This window comes from Desulfosudis oleivorans Hxd3, from assembly GCF_000018405.1.
GTDB classification, from domain to species: domain Bacteria; phylum Desulfobacterota; class Desulfobacteria; order Desulfobacterales; family Desulfosudaceae; genus Desulfosudis; species Desulfosudis oleivorans.
The window spans coordinates 428,701-447,677 of record NC_009943.1; the positions used below are offsets into that span (position 1 = coordinate 428,701).

Consider the following 18,977-nt stretch of genomic DNA (forward strand, 5'->3'; position numbering starts at 1 on the left):
TCACCCTCGGGCTTGACCCGGGGGTCCAGAATCAAATTGATTCAGTACCGCATTAATAAGGAACCCGGTCAATTTTACACTGGATTGCCGGATCGGAGTCCGGCAATGACGGGTACGGAACCCGGTCACTCCGGGCAATGACGGGCACGAAGGCAGGTCAATTTTACACTGGGTCCCCGATTACGCCTCGCCCACGCTGTCTGACAGGCTGGCGTTGGTGTAAACCTTCTGCACGTCTTCGCAGTCGTCCAGGGCATCCAGCAACCGGATCATCTGCTCGGATGTTTTGTCGTCCAGGTCCACCATGGTCTGGGGCAGCATGGTGATCTCGGCAAAGGCGTATTGGATCGACGCGCCGTCAAGTGCCTGGCGCACCGTTTCCAGGTCTTCCACCTCGGTGATCACCTCAAAGGTGTCGTCGGACTCCCGCACATCCTCGGCCCCGGCCTCGATGGCCACTTCCATGAGGTGGTCCTCCTCGGCCGCGCTTTTTTCCACCTCGATATATCCCTTTTTATCAAACATCCAGGCCACGCACCCGTTTTCACCCATGTTGCCGTTGTGCTTGCTGAAGATGTGACGGATCTCGCTGACGGCCCGGTTCTTGTTGTCGGTCAGGGACTCCACCAGCACGGCGGCCCCGCCCGGACCGTAGCCCTCGTAAGTGTTCTCCTCGTAGTTGACACCTTCCAGGTCGCCGGTGCCTTTTTTAATGGCCCGCTCGATGTTGTCCTTGGGCATGTTTTCGTCTTTTGCCGCGGCAATGGCCGTTCGCAGCCGGGGGTTACCGTCAGGGTCGCCACCGCCCGTGCGCGCGGCCAGGGTAATCTCCTTGATCAGCTTGGTGAAGACCTTTCCGCGCTTGGCGTCCGCAGCGCCCTTTTTGTGCTTGATGGAAGACCATTTATTATGACCCGACATGTGTACTCTCCTTTTTTGAAAACCCTATGACATATGTTTCTTTGCTGTCTTTGCGGCAGGTCTCCGGCTTGAACACCTTGTGCCGTTCGAACTCTGCTTTTACCATATTTACAAAATTTTGAAAATCTTCTCCCTGAAACACCTTGCACACAAAGTGGCCTCCCGGCTTCAGCAGGAACAGGGCCAGGTCCAGGGCCGCCGCTGCAAGGTGAAAGGAGCGGGCCGCGTCGGTGAACTTGTTGCCCATGGTGTCCGGCGCCATATCACTGAGCACCACGTCCAGGGGGCCCAGGGTCCCGGCCAGGGCCTCCCTGTCGATTTCATAAATATCTTCCTGTAACGAGGTCGCCTGGGCCGGCATGTGTGTTGCGACTTTTTTAAGATCAATGCCGGTCACCTTTCCGCCTCTGCCCACCGTCTCGGCGGCAAACATCATCCACGATCCCGGAAAACAGCCCAGGTCCAGCACGGCGTTTCCCGGCTTCAACACATTGTGTTTCTTCTGAATTTCCTGAAGCTTGTATACCGACCGGGCCGGGTAGTGCTCGGTTTTGGCCTTGCGCGCGTAGTGATCCGGGGTTTTGCGCCCTTTGGTGGGGTCTCGCTTCATAGTGTGTCCTTGCATGGATGTTTCATCGATGGCCTCGTAAAAAGGCAGGAACAGGACGGCACAGTAAAAAGTTCAAGTTCAAGGCGTCGCAAATCCCGAGGAATGAGGCGTACCGGGTGTACGCCGCAGTGACGAGGGATGCAGCGCAACGCAGAAATTGGGCTTTTTATAAAGCCGTCTTTCATTGAAATAAGACCTCCATAGCCTCGGCCACGGTGCCGACACCGGTAACCTTGATCTCTTTGTCGCGGGACATGCGCTTGAGATTGCCCTGGGGCAGCAGGCAGGCGGTAAAGCCCATCTTCTTGATCTCTCCCACCCGGGTATCAATATGGTTGATGGCCCGCACCTCGCCGGTGAGCCCCACCTCGCCCAGCACCACGGTGCCGGTTGGGATAGGGCGGTCCAGAAAGCTGGAGGCCACGGCCGCGATCACGGCCAGGTCCACGGCCGGCTCACTGACCCGGACCCCGCCGGCCACGTTCATAAACACGTCATACCCGGTCAGCTCCATGCCGAGCTTTTTTTCCATCACCGCCACCAGCAGGGCCACCCGGTTGGCGTCCAGGCCTAGGATGGTGCGGCGGGCCATGCCCAGGCTGGTGCGGCTGGCCAGGGCCTGAAGCTCCACCAGGATGGGCCGGGTGCCCTCCATGCTGGCCGTTACCACGGACCCCGGTGTTTTTTCAGGCATTTCCGACAGAAACACCGCCGACGGGTTGGCCACCTCGCCCAGCCCCTCGGTGCGCATCTCAAACACGCCGATCTCGTTGGTGGAGCCGAACCGGTTTTTCACGGCCCGGAGAATGCGGAACACCTGGTTCTTGTCGCCCTCAAAATAGAGCACCGTGTCCACCATGTGCTCCATGATGCGGGGCCCGGCAATGCTGCCGTCCTTGGTCACGTGGCCGATAAGAAACACGCAGATGCCGGTCTTCTTGGCCAGGGCCATCAGCCGCATGGTGGCCTCCCGCACCTGGCCCACGCTGCCCGGGGCCGACGAAAAATCGCCGCTGGACATGGTCTGAATGGAGTCGATCACCATCACGTCGGGTTTGGCCGACCGGGCCAGCGCCGTCACCCGTTCGATGTCGGTTTCAGCCGCGGCCAGCAGGGAGGAGGAGAGGGACGGGCAGAGCCGCCGGCTGCGCATCTTGATCTGCCGAAGGGACTCCTCGCCGGACACGTAAAGCACGGTGCACCCGTTTTCAGACAGTTTCTGGGCCGCCTGCAGCATCAGGGTGGACTTGCCGATGCCCGGATCCCCGCCCACCAGCACCAGGGATCCGGCCACGATGCCGCCGCCCAGGACCCGGTCAAATTCGCCGATGGCGGTGTGAATCCGTCTTTCATCGGCCAGCTCAATGGCATCCAGGGCCACGGCTTCCGCCGGCTTGACCCCCCGGCCGCTTTTTGCAGCCGACGCCGAGCCGTCGGCCGGCTCCTCCACAAAGGTGCCCCATCCTTCACACTCCGGGCAGCGACCCATCCATTTGGGGGCCTGGTATCCACAGGACTGGCAGCAGAAAACGGTTTTCATGGATTTGTCTTTCGGTGAATGTCTGTTGTTGTATTCTCTTTTATATCAGTCACCGCCGGTTCGTCAAAGGAGAAAAGGGCTTGAGAGGATACAATGCGCAAAGAGAGGGCCTGCCGTTGATGCTCGGCCGAAGCATGCCGGCAAAAATTAAATGCAGTGGCGACCTTCAGGCCGCCAAAACCAGGGACGACGACGTTGCCAACCGCGCTTTTCTGCATCCTGTTTCTTGATTCGTGCCGGAAAAATTATCAATATATTGGAGTTTACAACCCATTCGGGATCAAGTATAAATATCAGGTTCAGAGTCTTATAAGCTTACGAGTACCGGAGAAAAACAGTGAATCCACAACGAACCCTGGTGATCGCCACCCGTAACAAGGGAAAAACAAAGGAGATTCGAGACCTTCTGGCCGGCCGGAACGTGGAGATCAAAAACCTCGACGATTTTGGCCCCATTCCGGAAATCGAAGAAGACGGCGCCACCTTTGACGATAACGCCTACAAAAAAGCGAGTTTTGCCGCCCGAATCCTGGGATTTACCGCTCTGGCCGACGATTCCGGCCTGGTGGTGGAGGCCCTGGACGGCGCCCCGGGCGTGCATTCGGCCCGGTACGCAGGTCCCGATGCCACCGACGCCGATCGCTGCGAAAAACTGCTTTCCGAAATGGCCGGCCAGACCAACCGAAAAGCCGCCTTTGAGTGCGTGATCTCCATTGCCGTGCCCATGGGAGCTGCCCTTACCTACGAAGGCCGGTGCCAGGGGGAGATCACCGAAAAGCCAATGGGCGACAACGGGTTCGGCTACGACCCGGTCTTTTACTACCCCCCTTTGAAAAAAACCTTTGCTCAGCTTACCACCGAAGAGAAGAACCGGGTGAGCCACCGGGGCAAAGCCCTTCAGGAAGTGGCCGCCGAGTTCGATAAAATACTGATCTGGATCGACCAGAACATGCCGATCTTTGAAAAGACAGCCTGCCTCAGCCATGACGACGACACAGCCAACAACGATTGAAGACCTGGTCCGTAAAAACAGGACCTGCCGGCGGTTTTACGAAAACCAGCCGGTAGATAGAGATACCCTCTGCCAGCTGATCAACCTGGCCCGGCTGTCCGCGTCGGCGGCCAACCGCCAGCCCCTCAAGTACATTCTCTCCTGGGAAAAAAAGAAAAACCAGGTGATTTTTCCCTGCCTGGCCTGGGCCGGGTACCTGACCGAGTGGAAAGGTCCCAGGGCCGGAGAACGGCCTGCCGCCTACATTATTATTACCGGCGATACCACCATCACGGACAACTTCTGGTGCGACCACGGCATCGCGGCCCAGAGCATTCTGCTGGGGGCCCGGGAGATGGGGCTGGCCGGCTGCATGATCGGCGCCTTTAACGAAAAAAAATTAAGAACCGGCCTCGCCATTCCCGATCACCTGGCCCTGCTGCTGGTGATCGCCCTGGGTAAACCCAAGGAGCAGGTGGTCATTGAGGAGGTCGGACCGGACAACGACATCCGTTACTGGCGGGACAGGTCCGGGATACACCATGTGCCCAAACGGAAACTGGAGGATATTATCCTTCCATAAAGTGTAAAGAGACACAAAACGGCGAAAGCCCCATTTTTTATAATTTGTAGATTTTTCATTAATAAGGAGGAGTGCCATGGCAGAAATCGATATCGCCCAAAAAATCGGAGGCATCGACTCGGTTGACGCGGCCCGCAAGGTGTTTGAAAAGAAGATGGACAAGGAGAGCCTTGCCAAGATCGACAAAATCAAAACGGAAAAGGCGCTGATCAAGATCGCCAATGCCATTGTGATGGGCGATCCGGACGCGGTTTTCGTCAACACCGGCTCCGCTGAAGACAAGCAGTGGATACGGGATCATGCCCTTGAAAAAGGCGAAGAAAAAAAGCTGCCCATGGACGGCCACACCATTCACTACGACCTTAAAGAGGAACAGGGCCGTATCGTGGACCGGACCTACTATATTGCCGACCCGGAAGAAGATATCAGCTCCCTGGCCCAGAAAATGTTGCGAAACGACGCCGTGGGCGTGGTGAAAACTCACATGACCGGCATCATGCGGGGAAAAACCCTGATCGTGGGATTCTACTCCCGGGGTCCGGTGGGCGCGCCCGCCTCCAACCCGGCCATTGAGGCCTCCACATCGGCCTACGTACTTCACAGCGCCGAGATTCTCTACAGAAACTTCTTTGCCGATTTTGACAGGGAGGTGGCGGCCGGAGGCCACTTTTTCACCAACATTCACAGCGAAGGCAAAAACCGGCCCGAGGACCTGCCCAACGCCCGGGTGCTGATGGACAGAAAAGACCGCACCACCTACAGCTTCAACTGCACCTATGCCGGCAACACCCTGCTGTTGAAAAAGGGAAATCACCGGTTTGCCGTGGACAAGGCCGTGTATGAACACCGGGGCGAGCAGTTGGCCGAGCACATGTTTATCACCGGCATGCAGGGACCCGGCAACCGGCAGACCTGGTGCGTGGGCGCGGCCCCCAGCGGCTGCGGCAAAACCACCACAGCCATGGCCGGCAATTTTTTCGTGGGCGATGACCTGGCTCAGATGTGGATTGCCGAAGACGGCTCCATTCGTTCCATCAACCCGGAGTGCGGCATATTCGGCATTGTTGAAGATGTGAACATGGAGGGCGACCCCCTGCTCATGACCAACCTGCGCAACCCCGGCGCCGAGGTGATCTGGACCAACGTGCTGATTGATGACAACGGGGTGCCCCACTGGACCGGCCACGGCGAGCCCATGCCGGACCATGGCATGAACTTTCAGGGAAAATGGGAAAAGGGCATGACCGACGAAAAGGGCAAGCCTATTCCGCCTTCCCATCCCAATGCCCGGTGTACCATCTCCTCCACGGCATTGGCCAACTATTCAAACAGGGCCGAGGATCCGGCCGGCGTGGAGACCCGGGTTGTGACTTACAGCGGCCGGGATTCGGACACCATGCCCCCGGTGTGGGTGGCCCGAAATTCCGACAACGGCGTGGTGATCGGGGCCTGCATCGTGTCCGCGGCCACGGCCACGGAAGTGGGGGCTTCAGGCGTCAAACGGGCACCCTGGGCCAACGCGCCTTTTATTCCGGGCGCGCTGGGAGACTACATGGCGGCCCAGTTCGAGTTTTTCGCAAGCCCAAAAATCGCGGCCGACAAGCGACCGGTCATGGCGGGGTTGAACTATTTTCTCACCGACGAAGCCCGGGGCGGAACAACCAAAAAGCTGCTGGGCGAAAAAAAGGATGTCAAGGTGTGGCTCTCCTGGCTGGAGCGGATGGCCCACAACGATGTGTCTTTTATCGAAACCCCCATCGGCAACCTGCCGAAATACGAGGATCTCAGGCAGCTCTTCTCCGACCTGATCGACAAGCCCTATCCCTATGAGCTGTATGAAAAGCAGTTCTCCCTCTATATCGACAACATCATCGCCCGAATCGACCTCCAGACCGCCGCCTACAAAAAGGACGAGCGGATTCCGGAAAAGCTCTTCACCATTCTGGCGGAACAGAAAAAGGGGCTGGAGGCGTTGAAGGCCAAATTCGGTCCCATTGTCACACCCAAACAGCTGGAAGAAAAATAGCCTTTTATTCCCAGGGCCGCCCGTCAAAAAAATATGACGGGCGGCCTTTTTGTTTGACCGGGTCGAATCGGACTCGTACTCGTGATCGGCTGTTGATGAAATTTGATCAAGATTACGAGCACGAGTAAGAGTAAGAGTAAGATAGGGAATACGGGTTATACAAAACACAGCAAAAAAAGTCAGGATGGACAGTGAATAAAAATCGACGAAACTCCGTCCTCTCCTCTCCCTATGTCTGGACCTTTACCACCTATTTTGCCGAAGGCTTTCCCTATACCGTCATCCGCACGCTCTCCTCGCTTTTCTTAAGAGACATGAATGTCCGGCTGGAGTCCATCGGCCTGACCTCCCTGTTCGGCCTGCCCTGGATTTTAAAATTCCTGTGGGGACCCCAGGTGGACCGGTTTTCCACCAAGCGGACCTGGATGCTGACCTGCCAGTTCCTCCTGGTGGGAATGATGCTGCTGACAGCCGCCTTTGCCCCGTTCTCCTGGGGCGTTTCCGCCATTGTCCTGCTCTTTTTTGCCGGGTCTTTTATTGCCGCCACCCACGACACCGCCATTGACGGCTTTTACATGGAGGCCCTGGACAGTGAGGGCCAGGCAAAATTTGTGGGCTACCGGGTCATGGCCTACCGCATCGCCATGATGACCGGCACCGGCGTGGTGGCCACCATCGGCACCACCTTGGGCTGGCCCCTGGCCTTTGCCTGTGCGGCCCTGATGATGGGACTGGTGTTTGTGTACCACTTTTTTTTCCTGATTCGGGTGGAGCAGCAGGGCCGGCCGGCCAATGAGCTGGTAAAATCCGCCCTTCGGTTGAAAAACCTTGCCCTTGTGACCGGCGCCGCCCTTCTGGTCCTGGGCCTGCGGGCTTTTCTGGCCTCCCGGCCCTATGCCCTGATCAGGGAGCAATACCCGGTGCTGCAGAAAATCAGTTTTCCCCACTGGGTGGGCCTCTTTCTGCTGCTGTCCCTGATCAGCCTGCTGGTGCTGCGAAAACGGATCTGGGCCCGCATTGCCGGCAAACCGGACACCTTTTACGCCAGGGCTTTTATCACCTTTACCGACAGGGAAAAGATCGGCACCATTTTCGCTGTTATCATCCTGATGCGCACCGGCGAATTTCTGCTCACGGCCATGGTCTCTCCCTTTTTCGTGGACGTTGGCATCAAGGTCCATTACGGGTGGCTCTCGTCGGTGGTGGGCCTGCCCCTCTCCATTGCCGGGGCTCTGGTGGGAGGGTTTTGCATCTCCACCTTTTCGCTGAAAAAAGTGATCTGGCCCTTTTTGCTGCTGCAGAACCTCACCAACCTGGTTTACATGGTGCTGGCCTTACACCTTGCCCCGTTTGTGGCCATCAACACCGGCGCGGCCGTGGCCCAGCCTGTTGGCGCGCTTAACCTCTTCTGGGTGGCCGTGGTGCACGGGTTTGACCAGTTTTCCGGAGGCCTGGGCACGGCCGTGCTCATGACCTTTCTGATGCGCATCTGCGCAAAAGAGTTCAAGGCGGCCCATTACGCCATCGGTACCGGGCTGATGAATGTTTCCGGCCTGTTTGCCGGCATTCTCAGCGGGTTTCTGGCCGGGTGGCTGGGGTATGGATATTTTTTCGGCATCAGCTTTCTTTTATCCGTGCCTGGCATGATCGCCGTCCTGTTTCTGCCCGCCGATATTTACGTTGAACCCTCGAAACCGGCACCGAAAAATTGACACCAGACCGGCCTTTCCTTATATTGATCGACAAGAACATCCATCGAAGTACTGGCCTCGAAATCGAAATCGGGATCGCTATCGCAATCGATCATATTAATTCGTTCGATCCCGATCCCGATAGCGATTTGGATTAAAGGAATACACCATGACCCGTCAACCCGCCATCATCAAGGAAAAACTGGCCGCCGTGGCCGCGCAGCGGCAAAAGGCCCTGTCCCTTCCTGCCAAAGAAGCCATGGACCTGATTCTCGGCTCGCCGGACGCGCCGGCCATTGTCCACTCCATGGCCGACCAGGATTTTTATTTTCTGGTCAACGACATCGGCCCGGAAGATGCCCTTGAGCTGCTGGCTTTGGGGTCGGGCAGCCAGTGGGAACACATCACTGATATCGAGTGCTGGCACAAAGACCGAATCAGCGGGCCGGAAATGCTCCGGTGGTTTGACCTGCTGATGCGGGCCGACAAGAACCGGTTTGTGCAATGGATGGCCGCTGACAAACATGAGCTTCTGGAGCTGCTGCTCTACTACACCACCCAGGCATCGGCCCGGGAGCACGACCAGGAGCCGTCAGAGTTTGACGAGTCCTTTTTCACCTTTGACGATGTCTTTTACGTGCGGTTTACCAAAAGATGGCCCCAGGACCCGGACCTGCCGGAAACCCTTGAGGCGGACCACGAAAAGATGCTCTACGCCTTTCTCAAACACCTGGCTGAAATCGATTTCATCGCCTACAGGGACCTTCTTTTTTATACCGCCAACGTGCTTCCCACGGAGGCCGAGGAGGAGGTCTTTCGGCAGCGCAGCATCCGGCTGGCGGAAAAGGGACTGCTGCCTTTTGATGAAGCCGTCGGCATTTATCAACCCCTGCCGCAAGGCCGCAAACCCGTGAAAAAACCGGCCCGCCGGCCGGCAAAGAGAAGCCGGCTGCCGGTGCCCGTGGTCCACCACCGGCTTTTGAAAAAAACCACCCTGTTTGCCCAGGCCCTGGAGCGGGTGGATTCCCCGGCGGCCCTGGAGGAACTCTCCACCGAATTTGCGGCCCTGTGCAACAGCATCGTGGTGGCTGACGGCGCCCGGCTGAGCGCAAAAAAAGAGCTGGCCCACGTGGTGAACAAGGCGTGCGGCTACATTGCCATCGGCCTTTTTCGGCTGGCGGAAAGCAAGGAGACCCTGAACCCGTCAAAGGCCGCGGCCCTGATGACAACCCACGCCCTGGGCGATATTTTCCGATCCGGTTATGGCGCGGCCATGGAGATCAAGCGAACAGCGGACAGATGGCATTCGACCAGCTGGTGTTCGGCCAAACAGCTGCCCGTGAGTTTCTGGGGAGAAGAGCGCGCCGGAATCCTGGCCGGCCTGCTGATCAAGCGGCCCCTGTTTTTCGATGCGCAAACAGGTCTGCCCCGTGAGTTTGAAAGCATGGAGGACATTGACCGGACCCGGGCTGTGCTGGACGAGATCATGACCATCGACGGGCTTCTGAAAAAGGCAGATGTTGATCCTGCCCCGGTGTCCGGCACTGTATTGACCGCCACCAACCTGGTGCTGACCCTGTGGGCGCGAAGCGTGCTGGACCTGCCCGAGACTGTTGAGTTTATTCCCGTAAACCAGTTTGGCCCTTTTCTTTCCGGGCTTTTCAAAAAGGCTGAGGGCAAAGAAGACGGCCGCATTCAAGACGACAAAAAAGAGTCGTTTCTGCAATGGCTTTCAGGCCGCACCGGCGTGGAGCCTCATGATATATCGGCGCAAGCCGGCCATGTTCTGGAACGAATGTTTGCCGAAGCAGAGGCGGAGCTGGGAGCAGTTGCCCCGAAGGACCTGGACCCGAAGTTTGTCCAGGTATTTCTGGTAAGCTAGTTTCCATCCATAAATGGCCTTTTTCCGCAATCTCTGCGTCAAACCGCGGGCTTCCTTGTGCGGCGTACAACAGTACGCCTCCGCGTCAGCCCTTGTTTTCCTTGATCTTGCGAAAAAATCCTCATTTCTGGATTGGAAACACCACATGGTGTCCTCCATGTTAAATGGATGGACATAAGTTAGTTTCCATCAGTCCGAAAACATAACGCGGGCAAGCTTCGCTTAGCCCGTGGCACCCATCAACGACCGGGTGTCCATGACAGCATCCCTCGCCCATTGCAGCGCAGCCGAGCGTAAGCGATTTTTTCGGAGAAAGCGGGCAGGCTGTCTGAGCGAAGCGAGTTCCTGCCCGCGCCGAAAAAACCGCTTGCGCGAGGGCAGCCGAAGGCCAAGCTGCAGGGCCGGTTCTTTTGGTACTTTTCTTGCCGCCAAGAAAAGTACATACGGTTTGTCTTCACACAATTTCCAGCATGCGCTGCACCGCTGCCAGGGCCTTCTGCTGAATCTCGCGGGGCACCTTGACCTCCGGCGCCAGGGTCTCCAGGCAGGCTGCCACATCCGCAAGCCCGATCTTCTTCATGTCCGGGCATACCATGGATTCCGAGGCCCAGTAGAACCGCTTGTCCGGACAGGCTTTTTGAAGCGGATAAAGAATCCCGTTTTCCGTTGCCACGATAAATTCGGTCCGGTCCGATTCAGCGGCATGGCGCAGCATGCCGGAGGTGGAAAGCACCGCGTCGGCCAGGGCCGTCACTTCAGGCCGGCACTCGGGGTGGGCCATGACCAGGGCGCCGGGATGGTCGCGCCGGGCCGTCTCGATATCCTCCGGCCGCAGGGCGTCGTGTACGGGACACCAGCCGGGCCACAGGTGAAGGGTTTTGTCGGTATACCCTTGCGCATAGGTGGCCAGGTTCCGGTCCGGGGTCATGAGGATCTCTTTTTCCTCCAGGCTGTTGACCACTTTTACCACGTTGGCCGACGTGCAGCAGACCGTAGACATGGCCTTGACCGCGGCCGGGGAGTTGACATAGGTCACCACCGGCATATCGCCCAGTTCCTTCAGTTTTGCCGCAAGGGCCTGGGGCGTGATCATGTCGGCCATGGGGCAGCCCGCGTTAAAGTCGGGCAGCAGCACGGTCTTGTCCGGGCAGACGATGGACGCGGTTTCGGCCATAAAATGGACCCCGCAGAAGACGATCACATCGGCGTCGGTTTCGGCGGCCCGAATGGAAAGTTCCAGGGAGTCACCGCAGAAATCGGCGATATCCTGGATCTCGGGCGGCTGGTAGTTATGCACCAGTATAATGGCGTTGCGCCGGGCCTTGAGGTCACTGATACGCTGCTGAATCATCCGTCGTTCTCGCTGTTTAGTTGAATCACATCGGCATTCACCGGAATGTCGAAGACAAAAAGGGTGTCGGCAGCCGGCAGGTCAAACCGCCGGTTGGTAAATTCGATGCGCGTGGCGTCGTCATAGGCGTTGACGGTTTCAACGGCGGTCACCTCAAAAGTGTCCGCGTTCACCACGAGATAGATCGCCGCCACATCCATGGTCTTCTTTTTGGGCGCCAGCTTCAGCATATACGTCTCGCCATCGGTGTCCGGGGAAAGGCCGATCTCATAGTCGGTGCGCAGACGCTTGATGTCCGTGAAAAAACTGGCGCCCCGGCCGTCGCCGAAAAGCGCGGGGGCACTTCCAACAGTCACCTGGTTTTCATCCGGCTTGAATATCCACAACCGGTCGCCATCCGAGATAATATACTGCTTTTCGGGCTTCTCGTAACTCCACCGGAACCGGTTGGGTCGTTTGAACAGCACAGAGCCTTCGGCTGTGTCCGTGATGTCCATTGCCTTGAGCGTGGAGGTCTGAAAAAAATCAGCGGCAAAGGTGTCACAGTCGTACCGGGCCTCCACCCGGCTCAGAATCTCCTCCACCGGAAGCTGCATGTCGGACGCCTGGGCCCCGGCGAGGCCGATCCACAGCGTCACGCACAGCAAACAGGCCAGCGTTATCACTTTTATGTGACTGCTTCTCATTTTGTCACCCCGTGGTTCATGGACACGCCCTTTTCTGGTTTGTCAAACGGGCCTGTAACCGCTATTGATCAAGTAGTTATTGGTACAGGATTTTACCCCAAAGGGCAATCCCGAAAAATGAAATTTTGTTTTCCCTTCATGGCGGACCTCCGCCGCTCCGGCTGTTTCCCGATAGTTCAGGGCGACCGGTGGCCGCCCATGAAACGAAACAGATCGACGGGAATTTTGATTCGGATGGGATAAAGCGGCCCGTTGCTCCTTCCGGCGGAATCTTTGTCGGCAAAGACCATTTTCCCTTTGAAAAAAGGGGGTGTTCGCAGTAAAGTGATTTTTATGTTGCGAATATGCGTAATCGACGGGCAGGGCGGCGGCATCGGCGCGGCTGCCATCAAGAAAATACAGGAGGCCTTTGGCGAGACCGTGGAGATCATCGCCCTGGGCACCAACGCCATTGCCACGGCCCAGATGCTCAAGGCAAAGGCCAACCGGGGGGCCTCAGGTGAAAACGCCATTGTCCGCACCGTGGCTGAGGCGGACGTGATCGTGGGACCCATCGGTATTGTCATGGCCCATGCCCTGATGGGAGAGGTCACCCCGGCCATGGCCGAGGCCGTGTCCGGATGCCGGGCCGCCAAAGTCCTGATTCCCCTTTCCCAGGAACGGGTGGAAATCGTGGGCGTGGCCCAGGAACCCCTGCCCCACCTGCTGGAAAACCTTATCGAACACCATTTGAAACCCAAAAAGAGGTAAACCATGTGTGAAGCCAACGCTTATATCGTTGATGAAAAAGGCGACAACACCCTCGTCATGGAGGCGGTCGACTTGGTGGAACCCGAAGAAGACGGGGTCAAACTGATCAGTATTTTCGGTGAACAGAAGTTTTTAAAAGCCAAAATCCATTCCCTCTCCCTGGTGGACCATAAGATTTTTCTCAAAAGCGACGGGTAGGGGATAATCGTATTCCTCCCAAAAAACGGGTCGCCACCACACCGGCTTTTTAAAAAAATCAGAGTGTTGTTTTTCAATGAAGGTATCTATCGCAAAAACATCCGGTTTCTGCATGGGGGTGCGCCGGGCCGTGGACATGGTGCTGGACGCCTCCAACCGGTACACCGAACCGATTTACACCTTCGGTCCCCTGATTCACAACCCCCAGGTGCTGCGGCTTCTGGCTGAAAAAAAGATTTCAGTCATGGAGACCATTCCCGAACAGGGAAACGGCATTGTGCTGATCCGGGCCCACGGGGTTCCGCCCCGGACCCGGGAAAAACTGGAGGCGGCCGGCTTTACCGTCATTGACGCCACCTGTCCCCGGGTGGTAAAGGTCCAGACCATCATCTCCAGAAATGCGGCCGAAGGGTGCGCCGTCATCATCATCGGCGACAAAGACCACCCCGAGGTGGTGGGCCTGCTGGGATATGCCGGCGACAGGGGGGTTGTGGCCGACAGCCTGGAAGCGTTAAAGGCCCTGCCCGCCTTTGAAAAGGCCATCATCGTGGCCCAGACCACCCAGAGCACCCGGCTTTTTGACGAGGTCGGCGCATGGGCCGCGGCCCACCATCCCCACTACCAGGTGTTCAACACCATCTGTCCCTCCACGAAAAATCGGCAGGCGGAAACCGAGGCCCTGGCCAGACAAACCGATGCCATGGTCGTGGTGGGAGGCTACAACAGCGGCAACACCCAGCGCCTGGCTCAGGTTTCAAAAAAAAGCGGACACCCGGTGTTCCATGTGGAGACCAGCGAAGAGCTGGACACGAACGCCCTGGCCAAATCCGACCACATCGGCATCACCGCCGGGGCCTCCACACCCAACTGGATCATCAAGAAAATCTATCGCGAGCTGGAGGCGGCCCGGTTTCGCTCAAAGGGGCCGCTGGCCCGCACGCTTTTTTCCGCCCAGCGGCTGCTGTTGCTCACCAACATCTACCTGGCCATCGGTGCCGGCCTGCTCTGCTACAGTGCCTCCCTGCTGCGGCAGGGCGAGCATTTTGCTCCCCACATCCTCATCGCCATGCTCTATATCTTTTCCATGCATACCTTGAACCGACTCACCGGCATTGCCGAGGATCACTACAACGACCCCTACCGGGCCGCCTTTTACGACAAAAACATGACCGTTCTGGCCCTGCTGGCCGTGGGGGCGGGGGGGCTGGGCCTGGCAGTGGCTTTTTCCCTGGGTGTTTTCCCCTTTTTGATGCTTCTGGTGATGAGCGGCCTGGGGCTTTCCTACAATCTTTACCTGGTGCCCAAAGGCGTTACCGCCATTCCCTTCCGCCGCATCAAGGACATTCCCGGTTCCAAGACCCTGCTGATCTCCGCGGCCTGGGGCGTGGCGGTGTGCGCGTTTCCCGCGGCGGCCACCGATTCGCTCAACTTCTCCTCCATGTTTACGGCCCTGTGGCTGGCCGGCATCGTGTTTGTCCGGTCCGCCTTTTTTGACCTGATCGACATGCAGGGAGACAGAATCGCGGGCAAGGAGACCCTTCCTGTTCTCATGGGGGCCGACCGGGCACTGCGGTTTTTAAAACAGATGCTGGCCGGACTTTTTCTTTTTCTGCTGGCGGCCACGCTGCTGGGCGTGGTGTCAAGCCTGGGATACCTGCTGCTGGTGCTGCCGGTCACCGGTTACATGCTGCTGGCCCTTTACCAGCGGGACACCCTGCAGAGCGGCCTGGTGCTGGAATTCCTGGTGGAGAGCCAGTTTGTGCTGGCGGGCTTACTGGCCCTAACCTGGACCATGATGACGGCTTTGTAAAAGCCCCAATTTCTGTGTTGCGCTGCATCCCTCGTCTTTGCGAGGCGCCAAAGCGACCCCCACGTCATTGCGAGGAGCAACGCGACGAAGCAATCCCCTTCGTCTCTGAACAAGATTGCTTCGCGGCCCTGTCCCGCCTTGGCGGGATCGCAATGACCCATGTATGTTCACGATTGTTTCACCGCGCAATGACATTTTTAAGCACGTGGTCGGGCCAGCATATGGAACCCGCCTGCGGCCCGCATTTCAATCGAAATCGTTGTCGAGGTTGGAGATCGGAGTCCATTTCGATCCCGATAGCGATTTTGATGCAACGGTCTTTCTATCGGTCCTGGCCGGGTTTTTTGAAAAACGGGGGTTCTGTTCCGGCCAGCAGTCGGGAGATATTGGCCCGGTGCCTTGCGACCACCAGCAGGCCGACGGTCGCGGCCGCGGCCGCAACCGGACCTGTGCCGTAAAAAAACCATGTGCCGGCCGGCAGCGACAGGGCCGCAAGAATGGACCCCAGCGAGACCCGCTTAAATCCTGCTACTGCCGCCAGAAACACCACCAGTGCGACCAGGCAGGCCCAGGGAGCTGCCACCAGGAACACGCCGCAGGCCGTGGCCACCCCTTTGCCGCCGCCGGTAAACCCTGAAAAAACGGGATAGCAGTGGCCTGCCACCGCGGCCAGGCCGGCAAGGGCCATGGCCGGCTCCCCGGTCGACGGCACCATCAGGCCGGCTGCGGCCACCGGAAGCGCACCCTTTAAAAGATCAAGGGCCAGCGTGATCAGTCCCAGCCGCGCACCTGCCACCCGGGCCACGTTGGTGGCCCCGATGTTGCCGCTGCCCTGGGTCCGAATATCTTTTGAAGAAAAAAGTTTTGTCAAAACCAGGCCCACCGGAACGGAGCCCAGCACAAAGGCCCCCGCAGTACACAAAAAAATTTTTAGAATGGTTTGTCCGTCCATGATGGTCTGTTCTTTTCGTCCTGGTTGGTGTATGGATCAGTTTATACCATGGATCGTTATCATTCAAAAACCGGTTTTCATCACCAGGGAACCTGACAGTGACGACGCTTTATCCAAATCGAAATCGCTATCGGGATCGGGGTCGAGACCTGTGCCGAGTCATACGCCGGTTTATACACCGACGGGAGGCCTTGCCCGCACCATGAACGAACCCGTTGTCGTACCCATCACAGACACATTGGACCTGCACACCTTTGCCCCCTCAGAGGTGGGCGACCTGCTGAAAGACTACCTGGCCGAGTGCCAAAAGGCCGGCATTTTTTCCATACGGGTGGTGCACGGCAAGGGCACCGGCGTTCTTAAAAAACGGGTGTGGGCGGCCCTGGCTAAAAACGCATTGGTGGACCGGTTTCACGAAGCCCCGCCTGAAGCCGGCGGCTGGGGCGCGACCATCGTGGAGATAAAAAAAGTATCGCCTGACATACGGCACACCTGAATCAACGCGGCAGGAGGAAAAATGGAAACGCCCATTATTTCGGCGGTCAATAAAGACCGGTTTGTAAAAGAGATCGGCATTGAGCTGGTCACGGTGTCAGCGGGATACGCCAAAACCCGGATGACAGTGGAGCCACGGCACTTAAACGGCCTGGACCTGGGCCACGGCGGTGCTGTTTTTACCCTGGCCGACTACGCCTTTGCCGCGGCTTCCAACTCCCATGGCGTGGACGCCGTGGCCATCAACATCACCATGTCCTATTTCAAGGCGGCCAGGGCCGGGGACGAGCTTACCGCCGAGGCCAAAGAGATCGCCTTAAGCCGAAAGATCGGCACCTATGCCATTTCGGTCTTCAACCAGAACCAGGACACGGTGGCCTTCATGCAGGGCACGGCTTTTCGCAAAACCCCCTGACCCGGATATTTCATAAAATTTTTCGACCTTTGCTGTTTTTATATCATATCGTGAAATATCCGGGCTCAGATGCACCGGGCTGCGAAGACAAAACAGGAAGAAACATCAAGGCAGGGGTTGAGCTTCGTACGACGTCCAGGCGGATGCCATTGTAAAAAATTAAAACAGACGGCTTCGTAAAAAGTTCAAGTTCAAGGCGCGCAAATTCCGAGGAATGGGGGGTACTGAGTGTACGCCGCAGTGACGAGGGATGCAGCGCAACACAGAAATTGGGCTTTTTACGAAGCCGTCAGGACGGAAGGAGACGGTAGATGTAGTAACGGCGGCCTTCCAGAAAAAGGGTGAGCAGCCAGCCGTCACAATCATGGGAAAGCCGGTTCAGCGTGGACTCCCACAGGGCGCCGTACATCAGCGACAGCAGTTCAATCCCTTCGGCGCGCCCCTCTTCGTTAATGATTTCGTAGCGATACATGGCTGTTTGAGTGCTTTTTGGATGACATAACCCGTTAAAAATTGTATGTCAAGAAAAAAAACATACAGCATGTTGTGGTTTGCCCCGCAGATTTCATGAAATTTTTCAGACCGCGTGCATATTCATATCAGACACAGCATCCAATATCCGGGTTGGCCGCACATGCCGGGGGCGGCGATCAGGCCCCAAGACATCCGGGCAGACGCTTTTAAAAGTATCGTTGACAAAAAGTGCCGGGTTGGTTATATAGTTTTGTTTATATGAATAAAATACCCGACAGGCGCGGGCCGCCTGTTTGGGGCGCCATACAGGGCCGGGGTGTGCCGGAGGAAATGAATGACGATCATCAACAGTCTGCTGGATACTGAGTTTTCAAAGCTCACCATGGCCCAGATTGTTCTCCACATGCATCCGGATGTGATTGTCCGCTACCGGTTTGAATCCAAAAACAAGAAAAAAATAGGCCATATACAGGAAATCAACCAGGAGATTGACCACCTGTGCACCCTGCGGTTCAAGGACGATGAGCTCGACTACCTCGACTCCCTGAATGTCTTTAAAAAAGATTTTATTGAATACCTGCGGCTGGTGCAGCTGAACCGGAAATACATCACCGCCGAGATCGACAACAACCGCCGTCTGCAGATCGAAATCAAGGGCCCCTGGATTTCCACGATTTTCTTTTCCGTTCCCGTGCTGACCATTGTCAGCGAGATCTACTCCAAGTACCAGAGCATCAACGAAAAAGGGTTTCACAGCGTGGAAGACACGCTGGACACCGGGGAACAGCGCCTGGCCAAGAAGATCGAGTACCTTACCACGCTTTTAAAAACCGGCCAGCTTTCGGGGTTCAAGTTCGCGGACATCGGCACCTGTTTCCGGTATTCCCATTACTGGCAGGGCGTGGTGATTGAAAAGCTCAAAAAACAACTTCGTTCCTACCTGTTTGTGGGTACCAGCAACCCCTACTTTGCCATGAAGCACAAGCTGGCCCCCATGGGCACCATGAACCATGAATGGCTGATGGCCTACCAGCAGCTTGGTACCCGGCTGCAGCTGAGCCAGAAGACCGCGCTGCGTGACTGGATCGCCGAATACCACGGTGAGCCGGGCATCTGCCTCTCCGACGTGGTGGGGTTCAACGCCTTTCTCCGGGATTTTGACCTCTACCTGGCCAAGCTCTTTGACGGGTGCCAGCACAACAGCGGAGACCCCACTTCCTGGTGCGTCAAGCTGATTGAGCATTACGACAAGCTGGGCATTGATCCCAAAACCAAGACCGCCATGTTCTGCGACGACATGAACTTTGAAACCGCCATTGAAATTCATGAAACCTTAAGCGAGATGATCGATATCACGGCCGGCATCGGCCGGGACCTGATGCACGACCTGGGCATACCGCCCCTGGATATCAGTTTCAACATGGTGGAGTGCAACGGCGGCCCCGTGGGCAGCATCGGCGACGACGCCGGCAAAACCCGGTGCGATGATCCCCGGCACCTGGCCGCCCTCAAGGATGTGTTTCACATTGACACCTGATTCACCCGCTGGCTGCAGCGTCGCCCCGGCCACTTGAAAACCGCCGGGCCGGTTCTGTTTTACCC

The 18,977-nt window shown here is 57.3% G+C and carries 19 protein-coding genes; 11 read left to right on the forward strand and 8 right to left on the reverse strand.

The window, feature by feature from the left end; all coding sequences use genetic code 11:
* Positions 1–180 precede the first annotated feature (180 nt).
* The 4 genes from DOLE_RS01870 to DOLE_RS18115 form a co-directional block, all read right to left on the reverse strand.
* Entirely contained in the window at positions 181–921 is a 741-nt protein-coding gene (locus DOLE_RS01870) for a YebC/PmpR family DNA-binding transcriptional regulator (RefSeq protein ID WP_012173800.1), read from the reverse strand.
* On the reverse strand, positions 908–1,531 hold the full coding sequence (locus DOLE_RS01875; RefSeq protein WP_012173801.1) for an SAM-dependent methyltransferase: 624 nt from the start codon (positions 1,529–1,531) through the stop codon (positions 908–910). Before DOLE_RS01875 ends, DOLE_RS01870 begins: the two co-directional genes overlap by 14 nt.
* A gap of 181 nt (positions 1,532–1,712) precedes the next feature.
* On the reverse strand, positions 1,713–3,071 hold the full coding sequence (gene radA, locus DOLE_RS01880) for a DNA repair protein RadA (RefSeq protein WP_012173802.1): 1,359 nt from the start codon (positions 3,069–3,071) through the stop codon (positions 1,713–1,715).
* Entirely contained in the window at positions 3,068–3,289 is a 222-nt protein-coding gene (locus tag DOLE_RS18115; RefSeq protein ID WP_153304331.1) for a hypothetical protein, read from the reverse strand. The genes radA and DOLE_RS18115 overlap by 4 nt, the downstream gene beginning before the upstream one ends.
* Positions 3,290–3,408: 119 nt before the next feature.
* On the opposite strand from DOLE_RS18115, the gene DOLE_RS01885 reads away from it, so the two are divergent.
* The 5 genes from DOLE_RS01885 (at position 3,409) to DOLE_RS01905 (ending at position 10,244) form a co-directional block, all read left to right on the forward strand.
* Complete coding sequence (locus DOLE_RS01885; RefSeq protein WP_012173803.1) at positions 3,409–4,083, forward strand: XTP/dITP diphosphatase; 675 nt, start codon at positions 3,409–3,411, stop codon at positions 4,081–4,083.
* Positions 4,055–4,645 carry a nitroreductase family protein gene (locus tag DOLE_RS01890; protein ID WP_012173804.1) on the forward strand — a complete coding sequence of 197 codons (591 nt, stop codon included), beginning with the start codon at positions 4,055–4,057 and terminating at the stop codon, positions 4,643–4,645. Before DOLE_RS01885 ends, DOLE_RS01890 begins: the two co-directional genes overlap by 29 nt.
* A 76-nt stretch (positions 4,646–4,721) precedes the next feature.
* A complete protein-coding gene (locus tag DOLE_RS01895; RefSeq protein WP_012173805.1) occupies positions 4,722–6,671 on the forward strand; it encodes a phosphoenolpyruvate carboxykinase (GTP) in 1,950 nt (649 codons plus the stop codon).
* A 191-nt stretch (positions 6,672–6,862) separates the two neighbouring features.
* Positions 6,863–8,383 carry an MFS transporter gene (locus DOLE_RS01900; RefSeq protein ID WP_012173806.1) on the forward strand — a complete coding sequence of 507 codons (1,521 nt, stop codon included), beginning with the start codon at positions 6,863–6,865 and terminating at the stop codon, positions 8,381–8,383.
* A gap of 148 nt (positions 8,384–8,531) precedes the next feature.
* The gene (locus DOLE_RS01905) at positions 8,532–10,244 is read left to right on the forward strand and encodes a DUF6178 family protein (RefSeq protein WP_012173807.1); all 1,713 of its coding nucleotides are present in this window, start codon (positions 8,532–8,534) and stop codon (positions 10,242–10,244) included.
* 454 nt (positions 10,245–10,698) lie between these two features.
* Here the strand turns inward: DOLE_RS01905 and nadA are convergent, their stop codons facing one another.
* Positions 10,699–11,595 (reverse strand): quinolinate synthase NadA, encoded by an 897-nt coding sequence (gene nadA, locus DOLE_RS01910; RefSeq protein WP_012173808.1) that lies wholly within the window; start codon positions 11,593–11,595, stop codon positions 10,699–10,701.
* On the reverse strand, positions 11,592–12,281 hold the full coding sequence (locus DOLE_RS01915) for a LolA family protein (RefSeq protein WP_012173809.1): 690 nt from the start codon (positions 12,279–12,281) through the stop codon (positions 11,592–11,594). The genes nadA and DOLE_RS01915 overlap by 4 nt, the downstream gene beginning before the upstream one ends.
* Before the next feature lie 333 nt (positions 12,282–12,614).
* Between DOLE_RS01915 and DOLE_RS01920 the strand changes: the two genes are divergently transcribed.
* The 3 genes from DOLE_RS01920 (at position 12,615) to ispH (ending at position 15,039) form a co-directional block, all read left to right on the forward strand.
* Positions 12,615–13,031, forward strand: coding sequence for a DUF3842 family protein (locus DOLE_RS01920; RefSeq protein WP_012173810.1), 417 nt, complete (start codon positions 12,615–12,617; stop codon positions 13,029–13,031).
* A gap of 3 nt (positions 13,032–13,034) precedes the next feature.
* A complete protein-coding gene (locus DOLE_RS01925) occupies positions 13,035–13,229 on the forward strand; it encodes a CooT family nickel-binding protein (protein WP_012173811.1) in 195 nt (64 codons plus the stop codon).
* Between the two features lie 76 nt (positions 13,230–13,305).
* Positions 13,306–15,039 (forward strand): 4-hydroxy-3-methylbut-2-enyl diphosphate reductase, encoded by a 1,734-nt coding sequence (ispH, locus tag DOLE_RS01930; protein ID WP_012173812.1) that lies wholly within the window; start codon positions 13,306–13,308, stop codon positions 15,037–15,039.
* A 322-nt stretch (positions 15,040–15,361) separates the two neighbouring features.
* Here the strand turns inward: ispH and plsY are convergent, their stop codons facing one another.
* On the reverse strand, positions 15,362–15,991 hold the full coding sequence (gene plsY / locus DOLE_RS01935; protein WP_012173813.1) for a glycerol-3-phosphate 1-O-acyltransferase PlsY: 630 nt from the start codon (positions 15,989–15,991) through the stop codon (positions 15,362–15,364).
* Positions 15,992–16,193: 202 nt separating this feature from the next.
* Between plsY and DOLE_RS01940 the strand changes: the two genes are divergently transcribed.
* Together DOLE_RS01940 and DOLE_RS01945 are read left to right on the forward strand one after the other, a co-directional pair.
* A complete protein-coding gene (locus tag DOLE_RS01940) occupies positions 16,194–16,487 on the forward strand; it encodes a Smr/MutS family protein (protein WP_041280297.1) in 294 nt (97 codons plus the stop codon).
* A gap of 21 nt (positions 16,488–16,508) precedes the next feature.
* The gene (locus DOLE_RS01945) at positions 16,509–16,901 is read left to right on the forward strand and encodes a hotdog fold thioesterase (protein WP_012173815.1); all 393 of its coding nucleotides are present in this window, start codon (positions 16,509–16,511) and stop codon (positions 16,899–16,901) included.
* A gap of 289 nt (positions 16,902–17,190) precedes the next feature.
* On the opposite strand, the gene DOLE_RS01950 is transcribed toward DOLE_RS01945, so the two are convergent.
* Positions 17,191–17,373 (reverse strand): hypothetical protein, encoded by a 183-nt coding sequence (locus tag DOLE_RS01950; protein WP_012173816.1) that lies wholly within the window; start codon positions 17,371–17,373, stop codon positions 17,191–17,193.
* Positions 17,374–17,709: 336 nt separating this feature from the next.
* On the opposite strand from DOLE_RS01950, the gene pncB reads away from it, so the two are divergent.
* The gene (pncB, locus tag DOLE_RS01955) at positions 17,710–18,912 is read left to right on the forward strand and encodes a nicotinate phosphoribosyltransferase (RefSeq protein WP_012173817.1); all 1,203 of its coding nucleotides are present in this window, start codon (positions 17,710–17,712) and stop codon (positions 18,910–18,912) included.
* Positions 18,913–18,977 lie beyond the last annotated feature (65 nt).